The sequence below is a fragment of the Priestia koreensis genome (assembly GCF_001274935.1).
In the GTDB taxonomy this organism is placed as follows: Bacteria; Bacillota; Bacilli; order Bacillales; family Bacillaceae_H; genus Bacillus_AG; species Bacillus_AG koreensis.
The window spans coordinates 114,843-133,011 of the sequence record NZ_LILC01000002.1; the positions used below are offsets into that span (position 1 = coordinate 114,843).

Annotated in this window: 16 protein-coding genes and 1 other annotated feature; of the genes, 13 read left to right on the forward strand and 3 right to left on the reverse strand. The window is 37.9% G+C overall.

What is annotated here, in order from left to right; genetic code table 11:
• Positions 1–101 precede the first annotated feature (101 nt).
• On the forward strand, positions 102–851 hold the full coding sequence (locus AMD01_RS00580; RefSeq protein WP_053399441.1) for a YjbA family protein: 750 nt from the start codon (positions 102–104) through the stop codon (positions 849–851).
• 31 nt (positions 852–882) lie between these two features.
• Here AMD01_RS00580 and trpS read toward each other — a convergent pair whose 3' ends face one another.
• A complete protein-coding gene (gene trpS / locus AMD01_RS00585) occupies positions 883–1,869 on the reverse strand; it encodes a tryptophan--tRNA ligase (protein ID WP_053399442.1) in 987 nt (328 codons plus the stop codon).
• Between the two features lie 72 nt (positions 1,870–1,941).
• Positions 1,942–2,166 (reverse strand) — a binding site (T-box leader).
• A gap of 575 nt (positions 2,167–2,741) precedes the next feature.
• Here trpS and AMD01_RS00590 point away from each other — a divergent pair.
• The 8 genes from AMD01_RS00590 (at position 2,742) to AMD01_RS00625 (ending at position 12,818) form a co-directional block, all read left to right on the forward strand.
• Complete coding sequence (locus tag AMD01_RS00590) at positions 2,742–4,403, forward strand: peptide ABC transporter substrate-binding protein (RefSeq protein WP_053399443.1); 1,662 nt, start codon at positions 2,742–2,744, stop codon at positions 4,401–4,403.
• A 101-nt stretch (positions 4,404–4,504) separates the two neighbouring features.
• Complete coding sequence (locus AMD01_RS00595; protein WP_053399444.1) at positions 4,505–5,440, forward strand: ABC transporter permease; 936 nt, start codon at positions 4,505–4,507, stop codon at positions 5,438–5,440.
• Between the two features lie 3 nt (positions 5,441–5,443).
• On the forward strand, positions 5,444–6,364 hold the full coding sequence (locus AMD01_RS00600; protein WP_053399445.1) for an ABC transporter permease: 921 nt from the start codon (positions 5,444–5,446) through the stop codon (positions 6,362–6,364).
• 14 nt (positions 6,365–6,378) lie between these two features.
• Positions 6,379–7,446: an ABC transporter ATP-binding protein gene (locus AMD01_RS00605; RefSeq protein WP_053399446.1), complete on the forward strand. Its 1,068-nt coding sequence runs from the start codon at positions 6,379–6,381 to the stop codon at positions 7,444–7,446.
• Position 7,447: 1 nt separating this feature from the next.
• Positions 7,448–8,380, forward strand: coding sequence for an ABC transporter ATP-binding protein (locus AMD01_RS00610; protein WP_053399447.1), 933 nt, complete (start codon positions 7,448–7,450; stop codon positions 8,378–8,380).
• A gap of 451 nt (positions 8,381–8,831) precedes the next feature.
• Positions 8,832–10,427, forward strand: coding sequence for a response regulator (locus AMD01_RS00615; protein WP_053399448.1), 1,596 nt, complete (start codon positions 8,832–8,834; stop codon positions 10,425–10,427).
• Positions 10,428–10,432: 5 nt separating this feature from the next.
• Positions 10,433–11,419 (forward strand): hypothetical protein, encoded by a 987-nt coding sequence (locus AMD01_RS00620; protein ID WP_053399449.1) that lies wholly within the window; start codon positions 10,433–10,435, stop codon positions 11,417–11,419.
• A gap of 28 nt (positions 11,420–11,447) precedes the next feature.
• Positions 11,448–12,818: a glycosyltransferase family 2 protein gene (locus tag AMD01_RS00625; protein ID WP_245638857.1), complete on the forward strand. Its 1,371-nt coding sequence runs from the start codon at positions 11,448–11,450 to the stop codon at positions 12,816–12,818.
• A gap of 38 nt (positions 12,819–12,856) precedes the next feature.
• Here the strand turns inward: AMD01_RS00625 and AMD01_RS00630 are convergent, their stop codons facing one another.
• Positions 12,857–13,042, reverse strand: coding sequence for a hypothetical protein (locus AMD01_RS00630; protein ID WP_053399451.1), 186 nt, complete (start codon positions 13,040–13,042; stop codon positions 12,857–12,859).
• Between the two features lie 224 nt (positions 13,043–13,266).
• On the opposite strand from AMD01_RS00630, the gene AMD01_RS00635 reads away from it, so the two are divergent.
• Together AMD01_RS00635 and spxA are read left to right on the forward strand one after the other, a co-directional pair.
• Entirely contained in the window at positions 13,267–13,845 is a 579-nt protein-coding gene (locus AMD01_RS00635; protein ID WP_053399452.1) for a GNAT family N-acetyltransferase, read from the forward strand.
• A 381-nt stretch (positions 13,846–14,226) separates the two neighbouring features.
• Positions 14,227–14,625, forward strand: coding sequence for a transcriptional regulator SpxA (gene spxA / locus AMD01_RS00640; RefSeq protein WP_053399453.1), 399 nt, complete (start codon positions 14,227–14,229; stop codon positions 14,623–14,625).
• A gap of 90 nt (positions 14,626–14,715) precedes the next feature.
• Here spxA and AMD01_RS00645 read toward each other — a convergent pair whose 3' ends face one another.
• A complete protein-coding gene (locus AMD01_RS00645) occupies positions 14,716–15,360 on the reverse strand; it encodes a TerC family protein (protein ID WP_425415109.1) in 645 nt (214 codons plus the stop codon).
• Positions 15,361–15,791: 431 nt separating this feature from the next.
• On the opposite strand from AMD01_RS00645, the gene mecA reads away from it, so the two are divergent.
• Together mecA and cls are read left to right on the forward strand one after the other, a co-directional pair.
• Positions 15,792–16,460: an adaptor protein MecA gene (gene mecA / locus AMD01_RS00650; protein ID WP_053399455.1), complete on the forward strand. Its 669-nt coding sequence runs from the start codon at positions 15,792–15,794 to the stop codon at positions 16,458–16,460.
• A gap of 173 nt (positions 16,461–16,633) precedes the next feature.
• Positions 16,634–18,151 (forward strand): cardiolipin synthase, encoded by a 1,518-nt coding sequence (gene cls, locus AMD01_RS00655; protein ID WP_053399456.1) that lies wholly within the window; start codon positions 16,634–16,636, stop codon positions 18,149–18,151.
• Positions 18,152–18,169 lie beyond the last annotated feature (18 nt).

Sequence of the window (18,169 nt, forward strand, 5' to 3'; positions counted from 1 at the left end):
TATAAAACATGTGGAGAAGTAAATAGAATTATTTGGAATAAAAAGCGCATCCTATGCCTATACTGATTGTTAATTAAAACGTTAGTAAGTGAGGGATGACGATGCTTTATCTACATGATGTATGGGTTAACTGGTTCGAAGGTGAAGAGAATGGTTATAATATCTGCCATTTTCATGAATGGCGCAAGGATGACTCAGTCGAATTACTAGATCAAGTTCCATTACTAAAAGTTCCGTCTACGCTATTTCACTACATCGAAAATGATTTATCAGAACTTCCACAGCAGCTGTTGCACGATGTTTATCAGAAGGCTTACATCCGTAAAAATCATGAGCGTATTCAACTCGAATATTGCTTTGTTGTGACAGATGGAAATGGAATTTTAGCTATAGACACGATGGGATATCATATTCCAATCCGTAAAAGCCGCATTATTCCAAGACAAGAGCAGCTTGTGTATGAAATGATTGAAAATCAAGAAGCCACTACATATGAATTTAGTGAAGGTCCACAAGATCAAAAAGAGTACCATATTTTATCACCAGCTCCCGTGACGATGACGGGTCTAACAAGAAAAGAACGTCAGCTTAAACAGCTGTTGTTCATGGCGCTAGATCAGCTTCATTCGTCTAATAATGCATCTCAAGTGCGCTATTGGTACACAGAATGGAATCCGAAAAATTACTCGGAAGTGCAGCGAATGGATTTTGAAGACGTTTGGCAAAAGCTTTATGATGAGACAACGAGCGGATGGTCACGGAAACATATTACGCTTTGTGAAAATCTCATCAAAGGACAGCCGTTTTTCGAAAAGCTGTGGGAGATGGAACAGGAACCAAAAGTGAATTGAAAAAAGACACCGTCATCGGTGTCTTTTTTTCTTATCGCTTGCGGCCAATTCCCATGGCATTTCGCATTTTGCGAAGCATATTTCCTGCTACTTTATTGGCTTTTTCAGCACCTTGGTCAAGTATATCGTCTAGTTCTGTCGAGTCAATAAGCTCATAATAACGTTCCTGAATAGGAGTAAGCGCATCAATGACTACCTGAGTTAAATCTGATTTGAAATCACCGTAGCCTTTTCCATCATACATCGTTTCAATTTCTTCTAAGGTTTTTCCGCTTAGAATCGAGTAGATGCCCATAAGATTAGAAATACCGGCTTTATTTTCTTTGTCATAACGGACAATTCCTTCTGAATCCGTCACGGCACTCTTAATTTTCTTTTCAATCGTTTTGGCATCATCAAGCATTGTAATAAATGATTTTTGATTTGGATCTGATTTGCTCATTTTTCTCGTTGGATCTGCAAGGGACATCACACGTGCACCAACTTTAGGAATGCGTACTTCCGGAACCGTAAAGATATCGTTGAACTTTTTATTAAAACGATCTGCTAAATCACGTGTTAACTCCAAATGTTGCTTTTGGTCTTCTCCAACAGGTACGAGATCTGTTTTATAAAGAAGGATATCAGCTGCCATAAGCGGAGGATACGTTAATAATCCTGCAGAAACGGCCTCTTTACCTGAAGATTTGTCTTTAAATTGCGTCATTCGTTCTAGTTCTCCAATATATGCCACACATTGTAACATCCATCCTGCTTCTGTATGGGCTGGAACTTCAGATTGAATAAACAGCGTAGACTTAGTTGGATCAATTCCAACCGCTAAATACAGTGCAGCAAGGCTGCGAATGTTTTTACGAAGCGCTAATCGATCTTGAGGTACAGTGATCGCATGCTGATCCACAATACAGAAATAGCAATTATAATCTTCCTGTAATTCTACGAACTGTTTAAGTGCGCCTATGTAATTTCCTAATGTAATTGTACCGCTAGGTTGAATGCCTGAAAAAATTGTTTTCATTGTTTTATCCTTTCACATAATACTTATTTTATTTTTGTAAAAAAATAAACGGCCCAAACATCCCTGTTGTCAAATAGGGACGAATGGACCGTGGTACCACCCTAATTATTTCATTGCTGAAATCACTCTGATCATACAAAATTAAAAGTATGTTTTTCGGTTAACGTCGAAAAAACGTTCAAGTATTTGGCTTGAAGACTCCAAAGTCCATTCCATATCCGTGAATATTTGCTCGCATCAACCGCAAATTTTCTGAAAAACAGCGTAATATGTACTATTCTTTTTCATTGTCTATAAAGGTATGAAATTGTACAGTTACCCTTTATTATAACGGATGAGAAAATAGAAATGCAAATTGAGATTTGAAAAAAATATTTGCTTTTTCAACATAATATGCTATATTTTTCATATTCTTATTGCAATTTCTATTTATTGGGTGTGTTCCACTCATAAAGAAAAATTGATGTAACTTTTTGTCAGGTAGGTCTAAAGATATACATTTAGCAAAAAATTACATTACGAAATAGTATTGCAATAAATTTTTAAAATATTTATAATAAACTGTAACAAGCATCTTTTTACAAAACTATTACAATACCTTAATTTTTCAGAAAACATAAAAAAGTGACAACATAAAGTCACCAAATGTTTTGAAAAGAAAAACACTTTTATGAAATTAACATGTACATACTTTATAAAAGGGGGTACATAACCATTTCTTATTAGGAACTTTTCATTCTACTAATTAGTTCGTATTTTTTTAACAAGAAAATACTGATTATTTAGATGATACAGAGTGTTGAAGAATTTAAGGTGTAATTAATTGTAAAAAAGAGTTTGTACTGTTTAAAACAAAAATGGGGGGTAATATCGTGAAGAAAAGATTATCCGTTCTTTTCAGCTTGCTACTAGTTTTCAGTCTTTTCTTAACTGCTTGTGGATTCCAAAAAGAATCTGGTGGTAGTAAAGAAACAGATGGAGACACAAAAAAAGGTGAGACTAAACTCGCTGACAAGCAAGAACTTCGTGTAAATATTAAAACTGAGCCATTCTCTCTAAACCCTGGTTTAGCGAATGATGCTACATCTGGTAACGTGTTACGTCAAACATTTGAGGGGTTAACTCGTATTGGTAAAGATAACAAACCAGAAAATGCGATGGCTTCTGATGTGAAAATTAGTGACGACAGCACAGTTTACACATTCAAGATTCGTGACGATGCAAAATGGTCAAACGGTGATCCTGTAACGGCGAACGATTTCATCTACGCTTGGAAATGGGCACTTGATCCAAAAAATGAATCACAATATGCGTACCAACTTTACTATGTAAAGAACGCTCAAGGAATTAACGAAGGTAAAATGAAAGCTGATGATTTAGGAGTTAAAGCAGTAGACGACAAAACGTTAGAAGTAACGCTTGAAGGTCCTACACCTTACTTCTTAGAATTAACAGCATTCTACACATACTTACCTGTAAATGCAAAAATCGCACAAGCAAATCCAAAATGGTATACAAACTCTGGTAAAGACTATGTATCTAACGGACCTTTCGTTATGACTACATGGAAACATAATGATTCAATCGTATTAGAGAAAAACGACACTTACTGGGATAAAGATTCCGTTAAGTTAAACAAAATTGATATGGCAATGATCAATGATACAAACACTGAGTTATCAATGTTTGATACAGATCAATTAGACTGGGCAGGAGCTCCTACTGGAGAAGTACCACCTGAAGCGATTCCTCAGCTAAAAGAAGAAAAGAAACTTAAAGTTAAAACAATTGCTGGTACTTACTGGTATAAATTTAACACTGAGCAAAAACCGTTAAATAACGTTAACATTCGTAAAGCATTAGCTTATTCAATCGACCGTAAAGCGATCGTAGAGAACATTACAAAGGGTGGACAAATCCCAGCAATGGCAGCTGTACCACCATCCATTTTTGAAGAAAACAAAAAAGGTTTCTTCAAAGATAACGATGTAAAAGAAGCGAAGAAATACCTTGAAAAAGGTCTTAAAGAGCTAGGCTTAAAAGATGCTTCTGAATTACCACCAATCAAGCTTTCTTTCAACACAAGTGAAAGCCATGCGAAGATTGCTCAAGCAATCCAAGATATGTGGAAAAAGAACTTAGGCGTTGACATCAAGCTTGATAACGCTGAGTGGGCTGTATACATTGAAAAATTACACCGTGGAGATTACCAAATCGGACGTATGGGTTGGTTAGGTGACTTCAACGATCCAATCAACTTCCTAGAATTGTTCCGTGATAAAAAAGGCGGAAACAACGATACAAACTGGGAAAATCCAGAATTCAAATCATTGTTAGCACAGTCTCAAAAAGAGCAAGATGCTGGAAAACGTGTTGAACTATTGAAAAAAGCAGAAAAAATCTTCATTGACGAAATGCCTGTAATGCCAATTTACTTCTATACAAACGTTTGGGTTCAAAAACCAACGTTAAAAGGTGTAGTAGTATCTGGTCTAGGAGATGCACAATTTAAATGGGCATACTTCACAAAATAAAAAATGTATAGCATTTAAACCATGAAAGGTATATGGAGGAAGTCCTCCATATACTTTTCTTTCTGATAGGGATTATATGTTAAATTATGGAGGTGTTGGCGTTGTTAAAATACATTAGTAAACGTATTGTGTATATGCTTCTATCACTCTTACTAATCGTAACAGCGACATTCTTTTTAATGAAATCTGCACCAGGTGGTCCGTTCACATCTGAGAAAGCAGTCTCTCCAGAAATTAAAAAGAATTTAGAAGAGTTTTATGGATTAAATCAACCGTGGTACAAGCAGTATACAGATTATTTAGGATCAATTGCGCAGTGGGATTTCGGCCCATCCTTTAAATATAAAGGTCAAACGGTAAACGATCTAATTGATCAAGGATTCCCTGTTTCATTTATGCTAGGACTAGAAGCATTAATTTTAGCAGTAGCTATAGGAATCATCCTTGGAGTTATTGCAGCTTTAAATCACAACAGGTGGCAAGATTACGGAGCCATGATACTTGCCGTGCTCGGCATATCCGTACCAAGTTTCATTATGGCGGCCGTATTGCAATACGTATTAGCAACAAAGTTCGGCTTGTTCCCTGTAGCAGGCTGGGATTCGTGGATCTATACGTTCCTTCCGGCGTTAGCGCTAGCGGCATCACCTATGGCATTTATCGCGCGTTTAACAAGATCAAGTATGCTTGAAGTATTAAGCAACGATTACATTAAAACAGCAAAGGCAAAAGGATTAAGTCGAAGCGTTATTACGGTGAAGCATGCGATTCGAAATGCGTTACTACCAGTTGTTTCTTACTTAGGACCTTTAGCAGCAAGTGTTCTAACAGGAAGCTTTATCATCGAGAAAATTTTCGGTATTCCTGGTCTAGGGGCACACTTTGTAACGAGTATCTCAAACCGTGACTACACAACGATTATGGGTGTAACAGTGTTCTTCAGTATTATCTTACTTGTATCCATTTTAATTGTAGATATCATCTACGGTTTGATTGATCCGCGTATTAAGCTTAGCGGTGGAAAGAAAGGAGCGTAACACATGCAACAGCAAATTCCTAAAAATATGTTTGAACGAGCAAGCGTTGATTTAAAAGAAGCAGAAAAGCTTTCAAAACCGAGTCTATCTTTTTGGAAAGACGTGTTCGTTCGATTTAGAAAAAATAAATTAGCAATGTTTGGATTAGTGTTATTAGCTATCATCGTGTTCATGGCGATTTTTGGTCCGATGATGACCAAGTACGATTATCGAACAAATGATTTAATGCATGCAAACTTAGCACCATCTGGTGATCACTGGTTTGGAACAGATGACTTAGGACGCGACATGTTTACTCGTACATGGAACGGAGCACGTATTTCACTATTCATCGGTTTAGCGGCGGCATTAATTGATTTATTCATTGGGGTAATTTGGGGAAGTATTGCTGGTTACCGCGGTGGACGAGTAGATGAATTTATGATGCGTTTCGCTGATATTTTATGGGGCGTTCCGTATCTTCTATTAGTAATCCTACTTATGGTTGTGTTAGACCAGGGGCTAGGAACAATGATCCTTGCGATGACGATTACGGGATGGATTAACATGGCTCGTATTGTCCGTGGACAAGTATTAGGACTAAAAAACCAAGAGTATGTTATGGCTTCTCAAACATTAGGTGCAAGCACATCACGTATTCTATTCAAACATTTAATACCAAACTCGATGGGTGCGATTTTAATTACGGTTACGTTATCCATTCCATCTGCTATTTTCACAGAAGCATTTTTGAGTTTCTTAGGTCTTGGTGTACCAGCTCCGAAAGCAAGTTGGGGGACAATGGCAAGTGATGGTCTTGCAGCGCTTCGCTACTATCCATGGCGCCTATTCTTCCCAGCGACATTTATCTGCTTAACGATCTTTGCATTTAACGTAATTGGAGACGGACTACGTGATGCATTAGATCCAAGACTACGTAAATAAGGAGTGAGAAAAAAATGAAACACTTATTAGAAGTAAAAGATTTAGAAGTCTCATTCCATACGTATGGAGGAGAAGTAAAAGCTGTACGCGGCGTAAACTTTCACTTGGATAAAGGTGAAACACTTGCAATCGTAGGTGAATCTGGGTCAGGAAAAAGTGTAACCTCTCAAACGCTTATGCGCTTAATTCCATCACCACCTGGTGTCATTAAAAACGGTGAAATTTTATTCAATGGCTACGATATTGCCAAAAAGACAGATAAAGAGATGGAAGCCGTTCGTGGTAAAGATATCGGAATGATCTTCCAGGATCCGATGACGTCATTGAACCCAACGATGAGAGTTGGAAATCAAATTACTGAAGTGCTAACCAAGCACCAAAAAATCTCAAAATCTGCTGCAAAGGAACGCGTTGTGGAACTATTCCGCCTTGTAGGCATTCCATTTCCTGAAAAACGTGTAAACCAGTATCCACATGAATTTAGCGGTGGGATGAGACAGCGTGTAATGATCGCAATGGCATTAGCGTCTAGTCCACAGCTTTTGATTGCCGATGAGCCAACAACAGCGTTAGACGTAACGATTCAAGCACAAATTCTTGAATTAATGAAAGACTTACAGCAAAAGATGGATACAGCGATTATTTTTATCACCCATGATTTAGGGGTTGTAGCCAATGTGGCAGATCGTGTAGCTGTTATGTATGCAGGTCAAATCGTTGAAACGGGAACAGTAGATGAAATTTTCTACAATCCAAAGCATCCTTATACTTGGGGACTTTTAGCTTCTATGCCAAGTCTAGATAGTAGTACACAAGCAGAGCTAACAGCAATCCCAGGATCACCACCTGATTTAACAAATCCACCTAAAGGTGATGCGTTTGCACCACGTAATCCTTATGCGATGAAAATCGATTACGAGCAGGAGCCACCAATGTTTAAAGTATCAGATACACATTACGCTAAAACATGGCTTTTACACCCGGATGCACCAAAGGTAGAGCCACCAGAAGCGGTCAAACTTCGCATGCGCCAATTATCAAACTCATATGCAAAACCAGTATTGGCGAAGGATGGTGAATAAGATGGCAGAAAAATTACTTGAAATTAAAAATTTGAAGCAACACTTCGATGTAGGTAAAGGAACAGTAATCAAAGCGGTTGATGGGATCACATTTGATATTTTCAAAGGTGAAACGCTCGGTCTTGTTGGTGAATCAGGCTGTGGTAAATCAACGACTGGACGCACAGTTATTGGTTTATACAAAGCAACAGACGGAGAAGTCATCTTCAATGGCGAAAATGTTCACGGTAAAAAAAATCGTGAGCAAATGAAAAAATTCAATCGTAAAATGCAAATGATTTTCCAAGATCCATACGCATCTCTTAATCCGCGTATGACCGTAGCAGATTTGATCGCTGAAGGTATCGATATTCATGGTTTAGCTAAAACGAAGAAAGATCGCCTAGCACGTGTTCACGAACTTCTTGAAACGGTTGGATTAAATAAAGAGCATGCAAATCGTTATCCGCATGAATTTAGTGGTGGACAACGTCAACGTATTGGTATTGCTCGTGCTCTAGCTGTAGAACCGGATTTCATTATCGCTGATGAACCAATCTCTGCACTTGACGTATCCATTCAAGCACAGGTCGTTAACTTAATGAAAAAGCTGCAGCGTGAAAGAGGACTAACGTACCTATTTATTGCCCATGATTTATCCATGGTAAAATACATTAGTGATCGAATTGGCGTTATGTATCGTGGTCGCATCGTTGAGTTAGCGACGAGTGATGAATTATACAGAAACCCTGTTCATCCTTATACAAAAGCACTTCTTTCGGCTATTCCGCTTCCAGATCCTGAAACAGAACGTACGCGTGTACGTAAGATTTATGATCCGGAAAGTCACCAATATAATGGTGAAGAGCCAGAGTTACGCGAAGTATCACCTGGCCATTTTGTATCTTGTTCAGAATCCGAATTTCTAACATACAAATCACAGGTGCATGCTTAATAAAAAGAAAGAATAACGATCTCCACTGGAGGTCGTTTTTTTTTTTGAAAGCTCCTAAACATACAAAAGTTGTCAGATCTTTTGACAACTTTTTTTAATTATACAGCAAGCGTAATAAAAATTCTATCTAAATTTTCAGAATAGAACATTTAAATAAAATTTTGCCAAATATGTATATTAATAGATAGGTAAAATGGCATATAATATAGGGTATGTAATTAGGAAATGTTACAAAGATAATGTGTGTAAATCGGTCAATGTATGGTAAGAAGTAACCGATTCTTCTAGAAACAGTTTTAAAAGTGGCGCACAGCTGACAGGTGTTCATATACAAACGTAGAAAAGCTTCATAGATTTGTATTCATCAAACATTTAATCGTTCTTTTTTCTTCAACGGGCAAGCGATTGAAAATTGATTTATCTATCATGTATCTAAAAGGCAGTGGTAAACATGAATTCAAAATATCAACAAATGTTTCTAAACAACCTTCAAGAAAAATGGGAGGACTTCCAAGAGCAGCAGTGGAATGTTGATACTGATGAGGTCGTCCGATTTTTTCATCAAATTGCTGGTACAGCAGGAACGATCGGATTAGAAGAAATCAGTAAAGCAGCAGCCGATAAATTAAGGAAGGTCGAAAAAGACCCAGAAAGCGTTCATTTCAAAAAAAGCGTAGAATGGCTTCTTCACATTGGAAATGTCACACAAACTGGTGTGCCTCAATCACTTAACATCTCGACGGTTCAAACGAGACAAAGAGGGGTGCTGTTTTTAGTAGATGAAGATCCACTCTGTTTACTTTATATGCGAGAGTCACTCGAACATATCGGATATCATGTGGTCGCACTAACAGACCCTGCTGCAGCTTTTGAACAATTTTACGACATAGAGCCGGACTGCATTCTATTAGATATGCAGTCTAACAGGGAGCATACGTTTGAAGCGATTTCTCAATATTTAGACGTGATGAATCAGCATTTTGTTCCGATTATACTAATGAGCTATGACGATTCCAAAGAAAATCGTTTATTGGCTTATGAATCAGGTGCTGATGATTTTTTTGTGAAAAACATTGAAGCTGATGAGCTTTCCCTTCGTATTAGTCGGCACGTTCAAAAAAAGACGATGATTAATCGTTATCGTTATATGGATGAATTAACGAAGGTTTACAACAAATCGTATACGGAAGTGGCCTACAATCAATTTTACTATGACTTGAATCAACACGAGACGTCCTTTTGCATGGTTCTTGTCACGATTGATCAATTTAAAGAAGTGAACGAGCGTTACGGCCATTTAAAAGGTGATCAGTTATTAATTACGGCGGCAGACTTTTTATCTGGTTACATAAATGGAAATGAAGTAATTATTCGACACGATGGAGCATCCTTTTTACTATTCTTACGAGAGAAGTATGCCAAAGGGGCGCAGCAACGCGTAAAGCAAATTATAAATGATTTTTCTGATCTGTGGGCACAAGGTATTTCAGAAGAACTTATTCTTAGCATGTCTAGTGGGCTTGTAAAGCTAGAAGAAAAGGAAAAGCAATTAGCATCAGCGCTTGAGAGCGTAACGAAAGCATTAGCCCATGCAAAACATCAGGGGGGGAACCAGCTCGTTGTTGCGGGTGATCATTTAGGAACCATTCAAAAAAAGATCAATATTGCCATTGTAGATGATGATGAAATTTTGCGAAATATTTTAGTGAGGCTAATTACGAAAATATTTGCCCAAAAAGATTATGACGTTCAAGTCGAAGCTTTTCGTGAAGGGATCTCATTTTTAGCAAGTGATAGCTATCAGCAGGATATTCCGTGCCTCGTTATACTAGACCGAATGCTGCCAAGATTAGATGGGTTATCGGTACTGAAAAGATTGAAGGAAAATCCGCTATTTCATACGTATGTATTAATGCTTACAAATCGGAAGAATGAAGAGGACATTATTTTAGCTCTTCAAAGTGGAGCCGATGATTATTTAACAAAGCCGTTTAAGTATGAAGACTTAGAGTCTAGAGTAGCTATGCTTGTGAAAAGGATGGTTTAGGAGCGATGGGCCTAACGGTTGGTATTATAACAGCTTTATGTATCTATGCCACTTTGTTTATTACGATACTATTTATTTATGTCATCGTAACGAGGCTCAGAGAAATTCTCCGAGATCAGCGGGTTCAACAATTAAAAGACTACTATCAGCCGAGTATCTTAGCCTATATTGAGAACCCGGATAGTGAAAAACTGATCTTACCTGAAAATCATCTCCAGTATGAAGCAATCGAATTAACGATGAGTGATATTGTGAATTATGTAAATAGTGAAGAGCAGCTCGTGACGATTTCATCTTATATGAATCAGCACTTCACGAAACGATACGAACAGGCGCTTCAAAGTAAAAAATGGAGTAAAAGGATGAATACCCTTTACTTTATTGGAGATTTTCGCATGAAGTCTTTAGAGGCTTCTCTCGTTCAACTTATTAATCGAGAAAAGATTACTGAAGATGAGCGGAATGAGATTTTAATTATTCTCGCCAAGTTTAACTATGAACAGTTGCTAGAGCAGATTTTAAAACAACCTAGTTTATCGATTTTTACGTATCAATTAATGCTCACTGCTTCAAATGACCAACTTTTAGAGACGTTCATAGACCATCATGAATCCCTACCGTACAAGATGCAACTTGGCCTAATTCAGGTCATAGGAGAAAGGAAACTCCTAAAATTCATTCCTTTTTTAGAGGAACGCTTAATGTCCGATGATAAGGAAGTACGAGTACGAGTGCTTAAGTCAATGTATGAGCTAGATTATATTCCAGAGCATTGTTATCAAGCATTTGTTTCATCCCCTCATTGGGAAGAACGATTATTTATTGCGAAAATGCTGGAAAAATGGATTGATTCAAAATATGTGCGGGATTTGCAAGTTTTAAATATGGATGAAAATTACCTAGTCGGAACAACGGCAGGACGTGCTTTATCGTTTTTATTTCCAGAAGACAAAGATTTAATGGAAAGTGCAATCGGAAGAGGGAGCAAATAGGATGGTTCATACACTTTTACAAATAATCATGTACGTTATTTTGATTTACACGCTCATCGTTATCTCGACTTACTCTGTTATGTTCATCATATCGTTCTTTTATGTGCGAAGGCTTCGTGATTTGCATCCGAAAAATCCATACGATGTGTTGGTAGAAACATCTTTTACAAAGCCCATCTCTATTTTAGTGCCGGCATATAATGAAGAAAAAGGAATTATCGGCAGTGTCAGTTCCTTGCTTAGCATTCAATATCCTGAATATGAAGTGATTGTTGTAAACGACGGTTCACGTGATCAAACGTTAGAAACGCTCATTGAGCATTTTGAATTAATCTTAATCGATCATGAGTATAAGCCGGAGTTACAAACGAAATCGGTTCATGCTGTGTATCGTTCCAAACTTAATCCGGCTCTCTATGTTGTTGACAAGGAAAATGGAGGAAAGGCTGATGCATTGAACGTAGGGATCAATTTGTCTCACTTTCCATACGTTTGTGCAATTGATGCAGATTCCGTGTTAGAGAGAGACGCATTTTTAAAAGTAATGAAGCCGATTCTAGATGAAGATGAAGAGGTCGTAGCAATCGGTGGCAGCGTCCGTATCGCAAATGGGTGCCGAATTGAAGGCGGAGAGGTAATGGAGATTGGGTTATCAAAAAGCCCTCTTGTCATTCTTCAGGTTATTGAATATTTACGTGCGTTTCTAATGGGGCGTATCGGATTAAGCCGAAATAATCTATTGCTCATCGTATCAGGAGCATTTGGTGTGTTTTCGAAAAAATGGGTGAAGGTTATTGGTGGCTACGGAGAGACAGTAGGCGAGGATATGGAGCTAATTGTGCGTTTACACCGCTACATTTGTGAAGAAAAGCTGAATTTGAAAATTGTCTATATACCAGAGCCCGTATGTTGGACAGAAGCTCCAGAATCTTTATCTATTTTACGTAAACAGCGAACACGCTGGCAGCGAGGGCTGTTTGAAAGCCTGTGGATGCACAAAAAAATGATTGGAAATCCCCGCTATGGAAAAATAGGAATGGTCTCTATTCCTTATTTTGTTTTTATTGAACTTTTGGGACCGATTATTGAGATGATGGGATACCTTTTATTAATTGTCTTTCTCATTATGGGAAATTTGTACGTAGATTTTGCGATTAAGCTTTTACTTTTGAACGTGTTATACGGTTCTATTCTTTCAGCATTTGCCGTTACGCTTGAAGAATGGTCGTTCCGAAAGTACCCCAAGCTTACACACATATGGAAGCTGTTTTTGTATAGCTTTACAGAATCGTTTTGGTATCGACCGTTAACCGTCATCTGGCGTTGCGAAGGACTGCTACAAGTCCTGTTTCGTAAAAAGGGATGGGGCGATATGGTGAGAAAAGGAGTATCATCTTAAAAAAGAAGCGCCTCGATTGGTTCGAGACGCTTCTTTTTCTATTTCTTTTTCCCGCCTACTTTGTTCCATCCTTCTTGGTTGCGATTAGATCGTACAACGAATTCATTTCGACGCTTATGACTAAGCAAACGTTCTCCAATTCCATTTAGCGTGACGCCCATGATTGCGGTAAAGCCGATTACCAACATTGCGACCAACAAAAAATCCACCACGTATCCTGTCATCGTCATCCCTCTTTCAAAGGTTTTTGATTGAACGCAAATCGCTAGAAAATAACTTCTTTTTTTAATTCCATTTTATAACAAGTTTCATCATAGGGAAAGAGTGGTAAAAAATAAAAAAGTACGTTATCTCCCCGCATGTCTCCTTTCTTTAAGTCATAAAAATTTCACGAACTGGAAACAGTAACAATAGCATTTGATAATCGTACGTTATATAGGAGGACCCCATGAACTGGTATGAAAAATTAAGCAAATACTTTCCTGTCGAAGAAATGAAAGCAAAAGAACACATGGAAGCCCTTTTAAAAGAGCGCTCTGATATTTATCGTAAAGATGAAGGTGAGCATCACGTACTCATGTATGTGGAATTTGATGATTTTATTTTTATCGATTATCTATTTGTTTCAGCTGCCTCTAGGGGACAAGGCCTAGGACATAAGCTATTAGGAAAGCTTAAGGAACGAAACAAACCGATTATATTAGAAGTAGAGCCCGTTGACTACGCAGATAGCGATTCTGAAAAAAGACTACGCTTTTATAAGCGAGAAGGCTTTCAACATGCAAAGACGATTGGCTATCGTCGTCGATCCTTAGCAACGAATGAAATCAACCAAATGGAAATACTTTACTGGTCTCCGAGTGAAGAAAGTGAAGAAACGATTTTAGAAAACATGAAGCGCACGTACGAAATGATTCATACCTATAAGGATAAGGAATGGTATGGTTCATCGTATTCGCCGTCTCATAAAGTACTCACCATTGATAAAGATCGTGAGGATGGAGATATTTTAGCTGACTTAAAGTGAATTTCGAGACTACCTTTTTTGATCAAAAAAGGTAGTTTCTTTCATTTTATCCTATTGTTTTTCGAAAAATATTTTTAAAAAATGAAACTTATTAATAGGTTTAATCGTATTATAGATGTGGTAAATAGTTAGTGAAAAAAATTTACATACAGGGAAATAAGAATCACCTTATCGCTTGACAAAGGGATACCATTCTTATCGTCTTTGTAGTATAATACAAATTGTAGATATTCCTTTTTTACACTAATTATAAAAAACTAGTGAAATTCATTATCAGTTCATAAAAACATGTTATATTAGTTATTGGATATGACATTCTTAGCTTATACTGCACACAAAGTTGTGCTATTCACCCATTTTAAAAGAGGAGTGAGTTAGTCTATGGTAACACTATACACATCACCAAGTTGTACTTCATGTCGTAAAGCAAAAGCTTGGTTAGAAGAAAACGAAATTCCATATACTGAACGCAATATTTTTTCTGAACCACTTTCAATTGATGAAATCAAAGAGATTCTTCGCATGACGGAAGATGGTACAGACGAAATTATTTCTACACGCTCTAAAACATTCCAAAAATTAGACGTGCAGCTTGATGCAATGCCTCTGCAGGATCTGTATGAATTAATTCAGCAAAATCCTGGGCTATTACGTCGACCAATTATCATTGATGAAAAACGTCTTCAAGTTGGTTACAACGAAGATGAGATTCGTCGATTCTTACCACGCAAAGTGCGTACTTTCCAATTACGTGAAGCACAACGTTTAGTAAACGGCTAAGAAGAACATCTACACTTTTAAATTATACGGACGTCACAGAATCATTTCTTATGTTTCTTGTGATGTCCGTATTTTGGTATTAAAACATAGTTATCTCTTGTTGAGAAGCAATTTGATTTGATTCAGTACATATCCCGTAAATAGAACGAGCGCCACGCTTCCACCGTGCACCACGATAAAAGCATGCGGAAGCTCTGAAAATAGTGGCTGAAGGTTTTTCTCGTGAAAAATCATCGTTCCTGCTGTGTAAGAAAGAATTCCAGCACCTATGTATACGAGAGATTTAAAGCGTTCCATTAAGTATAAAATTACTTTGCTTCCCCAAATGATGATTGGAACCGAAATCAGTAGTCCGGTCACCACAAGCAAAATGTTACCGTGAGAAGCTCCTGCAATAGCAATGACGTTATCGAGCCCCATGACTAGATCGGCAAAAACGATCGTTTTTACAGCTGTTCCCAACGTTTGAGCACCTTTAATCGAAGCCGTGTCATCATGATTACCCGTTAACAATTTGAACGCGATGAGCAGTAATAAAACACCACCGATCAGCTGTAAGTAAGGAATAGCCAGCAATGAGACGGCGAGGATGGTTAGCAAGATGCGAATGGTAACGGCTAGGCCTGTACCCAACAAAATTGCTTTGTTTCGCTCGGATTCAGGTAAATTACGGCTAGCTAAAGCAATAACGATGGCATTATCACCACCGAGTACTACATCAATTCCAACGATCATTAATATGGACGTGATTATTTCAACAGTCACTAGGTTGCCTCCTATAAAGTTTCGTATATGCTGGTTCAGTTGAACATAAGATAGTTCAACTAAAGAGTTAATTGTTATTCATGTATATTCAAAAAGCGTGGACAAATTCTTCCTTCGCGTAGAAAGGTGAAAAAACCGTAAGAAGATGAGCGCAATGGCTTCTAGATAAAGGATAAAATGGAGGTGAGTGGATAAATGTGAGTTTTTTTATTTCCCTTATTTCAATTTTTATCATAAAATAAATGTAACGACCTAGAACAGCTTGTTAAGTCGTATAAAAATGATTAGGATGGTTTACAAAAGGGTAAAGTACATGTACCATAGCTTTTAATATGGGAGCCTTGTAGTCCCTTCATTGATAAAGATTTACCTTCAATGATTTGTAGAAGGGAGAGAGTAAAATGGAAATAGAACGTATTAATGAAAATACCGTAAAGTTTTACGCTTCGTATATTGATATTGAGGAAAGAGGCTTTGATCGCAATGAAATCTGGTTCAATCGCGAACGAAGTGAGGAACTGTTTTGGGAAATGATGGATGAGATTCACCATGAAGAGCAGTTCGCCGTCGAGGGACCACTTTGGATTCAAGTTCAGGCGCTAGATAAGGGAATAGAGGTTGTGGTCACGAGAGCTGAAATTTCAAATGATGGAAAGAAATTTGAAGTACCAGTCGGTGAAAATAAGAAAGTCGATATTCCAGTGGATGAGCGCATCGAAGCACTGCTTGATGAGCAATTCAGTCAGCAAAAAGAAGGCGAAAAAGAAGAAGATTCCCTGCAGTTTGTCATTCGCTTCCAAGATTTAGAAGACATTATTGCACTCAGTCACCGCGTGGAGCTTTCTGAAGTAGCAAACCGCTTCTTCTCGTATGAAGGAAAGTATTATCTATACGTAGAGTTTTTAGAAGAGCATGAAGAGGATAAACAGTTGGATCATTTAGTAAGCCTCATGCTTGAATATGGCCATGAATCAAATGTTACGATTCACCGACTTGAAGAGTATGGGAACGAGATTATGCATGAAAACGCACTTTCTCAGATCAAGGGCTACTTTGCGCCAAAGAAATAACGCTTTCCTCGTAAAATGGTTTATAAAAGGACCGTCACAATCAGTTCTGAATGGTTCAGAATCACGATGACGGTCCTTTTTTCAAATGAGTTAAAATATGAATGATTTTCATCCTGAAAAATTTCAACTTAGAAGTTTAACTAGGAAGAAGATGTAGGTTAGGTGAATAAGTATTGAAGAATCGATTACAGCTTATTGTATTTCTACTTGTCTTGACAGCATTTTTTTATTTCACCAATGGGCACTGGACGGGCAAAGTAGTAGGAATCCTTAGTATCCTTGTGACGATTAGCGTAATCTTCATTGGCATTGTCATCTCATTAGAAAATCGTCATCCTACCCAAACCTTAACGTGGCTTGTCGTGTTAGGGAGCTTTCCTGTGTTTGGATTCATTTTTTATTTGTTGTTTGGTCGCAATGTTCGAAAGCGTCGTTTGTTTGAGAAAAAGGCGAAGCTTGATGAGCAAGTGATGCTAAAGCTTGAGGGAGATTATCGGATTATTGACGAGCACTTTGAAAAAATAGGTGATCATCAGCGTCAAATGTTTAAGCTTGCACAGCGTCTTGGAAAAACCCCCGTTTCTTTTTCAACGGAAACCCATGCCTTAACAAATGGGAAAGAGACGTTTGATGAAATATTGAATGCCCTCGAGCACGCGCAGCACCATATTCACATGGAATACTATATTGTCCGTCACGATGAGCTTGGGACGAAAATTAAAAATATCTTGCTACGCAAAGTGAAAGAGGGCGTTTACGTTCGATTTTTATATGATGCCGTTGGAAGCTTTCAGTTATCGGGCCATTATATCAATGAATTAAAGAACGCAGGGGTTGAGATGGTTCCATTTTTACCTGTACGAGTCCCCTTTTTAAACAATAAAATCAATTTCCGTAACCACCGTAAAATTGTGGTTATTGATGGAACGGTCGGGTTTGTTGGGGGTTTGAACATCGGAGATGAGTATTTGGGGCACAGCCGCCATTTTGGTTTTTGGCGCGATACGCATTTGAAGGTAAGAGGGGAAGCGGTGAGGTCCTTACAGCTCATCTTTTTACAGGACTGGTACTACATGACCGGACAAACGTTGCTAACACAAATTTATCTATCTCCTGATTTAATGAACATTGATATCGATAGCTGTGGAGGCGTACAGCTAGTTGCAGGAGGTCCAGATAGAGAGTGGGAAGTCATTAAGCAATTATTCTTTTCAATGATTACGTCTGCTAGAGAGTCCATTTGGATTGCTTCTCCTTATTTTATCCCAGATGAGGACATTTTTTCTGCGCTGAAAGTTGCTGCGTTAAGCGGAGTTGATGTACGATTACTCGTTCCACAAAAACCAGATAAAAAAATCGTCTTTTATGCGTCTCGCTCTTATTTTCCAGAGTTGATGAAAGCGGGCGTTAAGATATACGAATACAAAAAAGGGTTCATGCACAGTAAAATTGTCATTGTGGACAAGGAGCTTGCTTCTATTGGTACAGCTAATATGGATATGAGGAGCTTTCATTTGAATTTCGAAGTGAACGCATTCCTATACCGTACGAACAGTACCCAAAAGCTTGTCTATGAATTTTTACAAGACCTTGAAGAAAGCAAAACGTTAAATCTAGATGATTTCGAAAAGAGAGCGATCTGGTACCGATTATTTGAGTCCACATCGCGTCTACTATCACCGTTACTATAAAAAAGCATGGAGATCCAT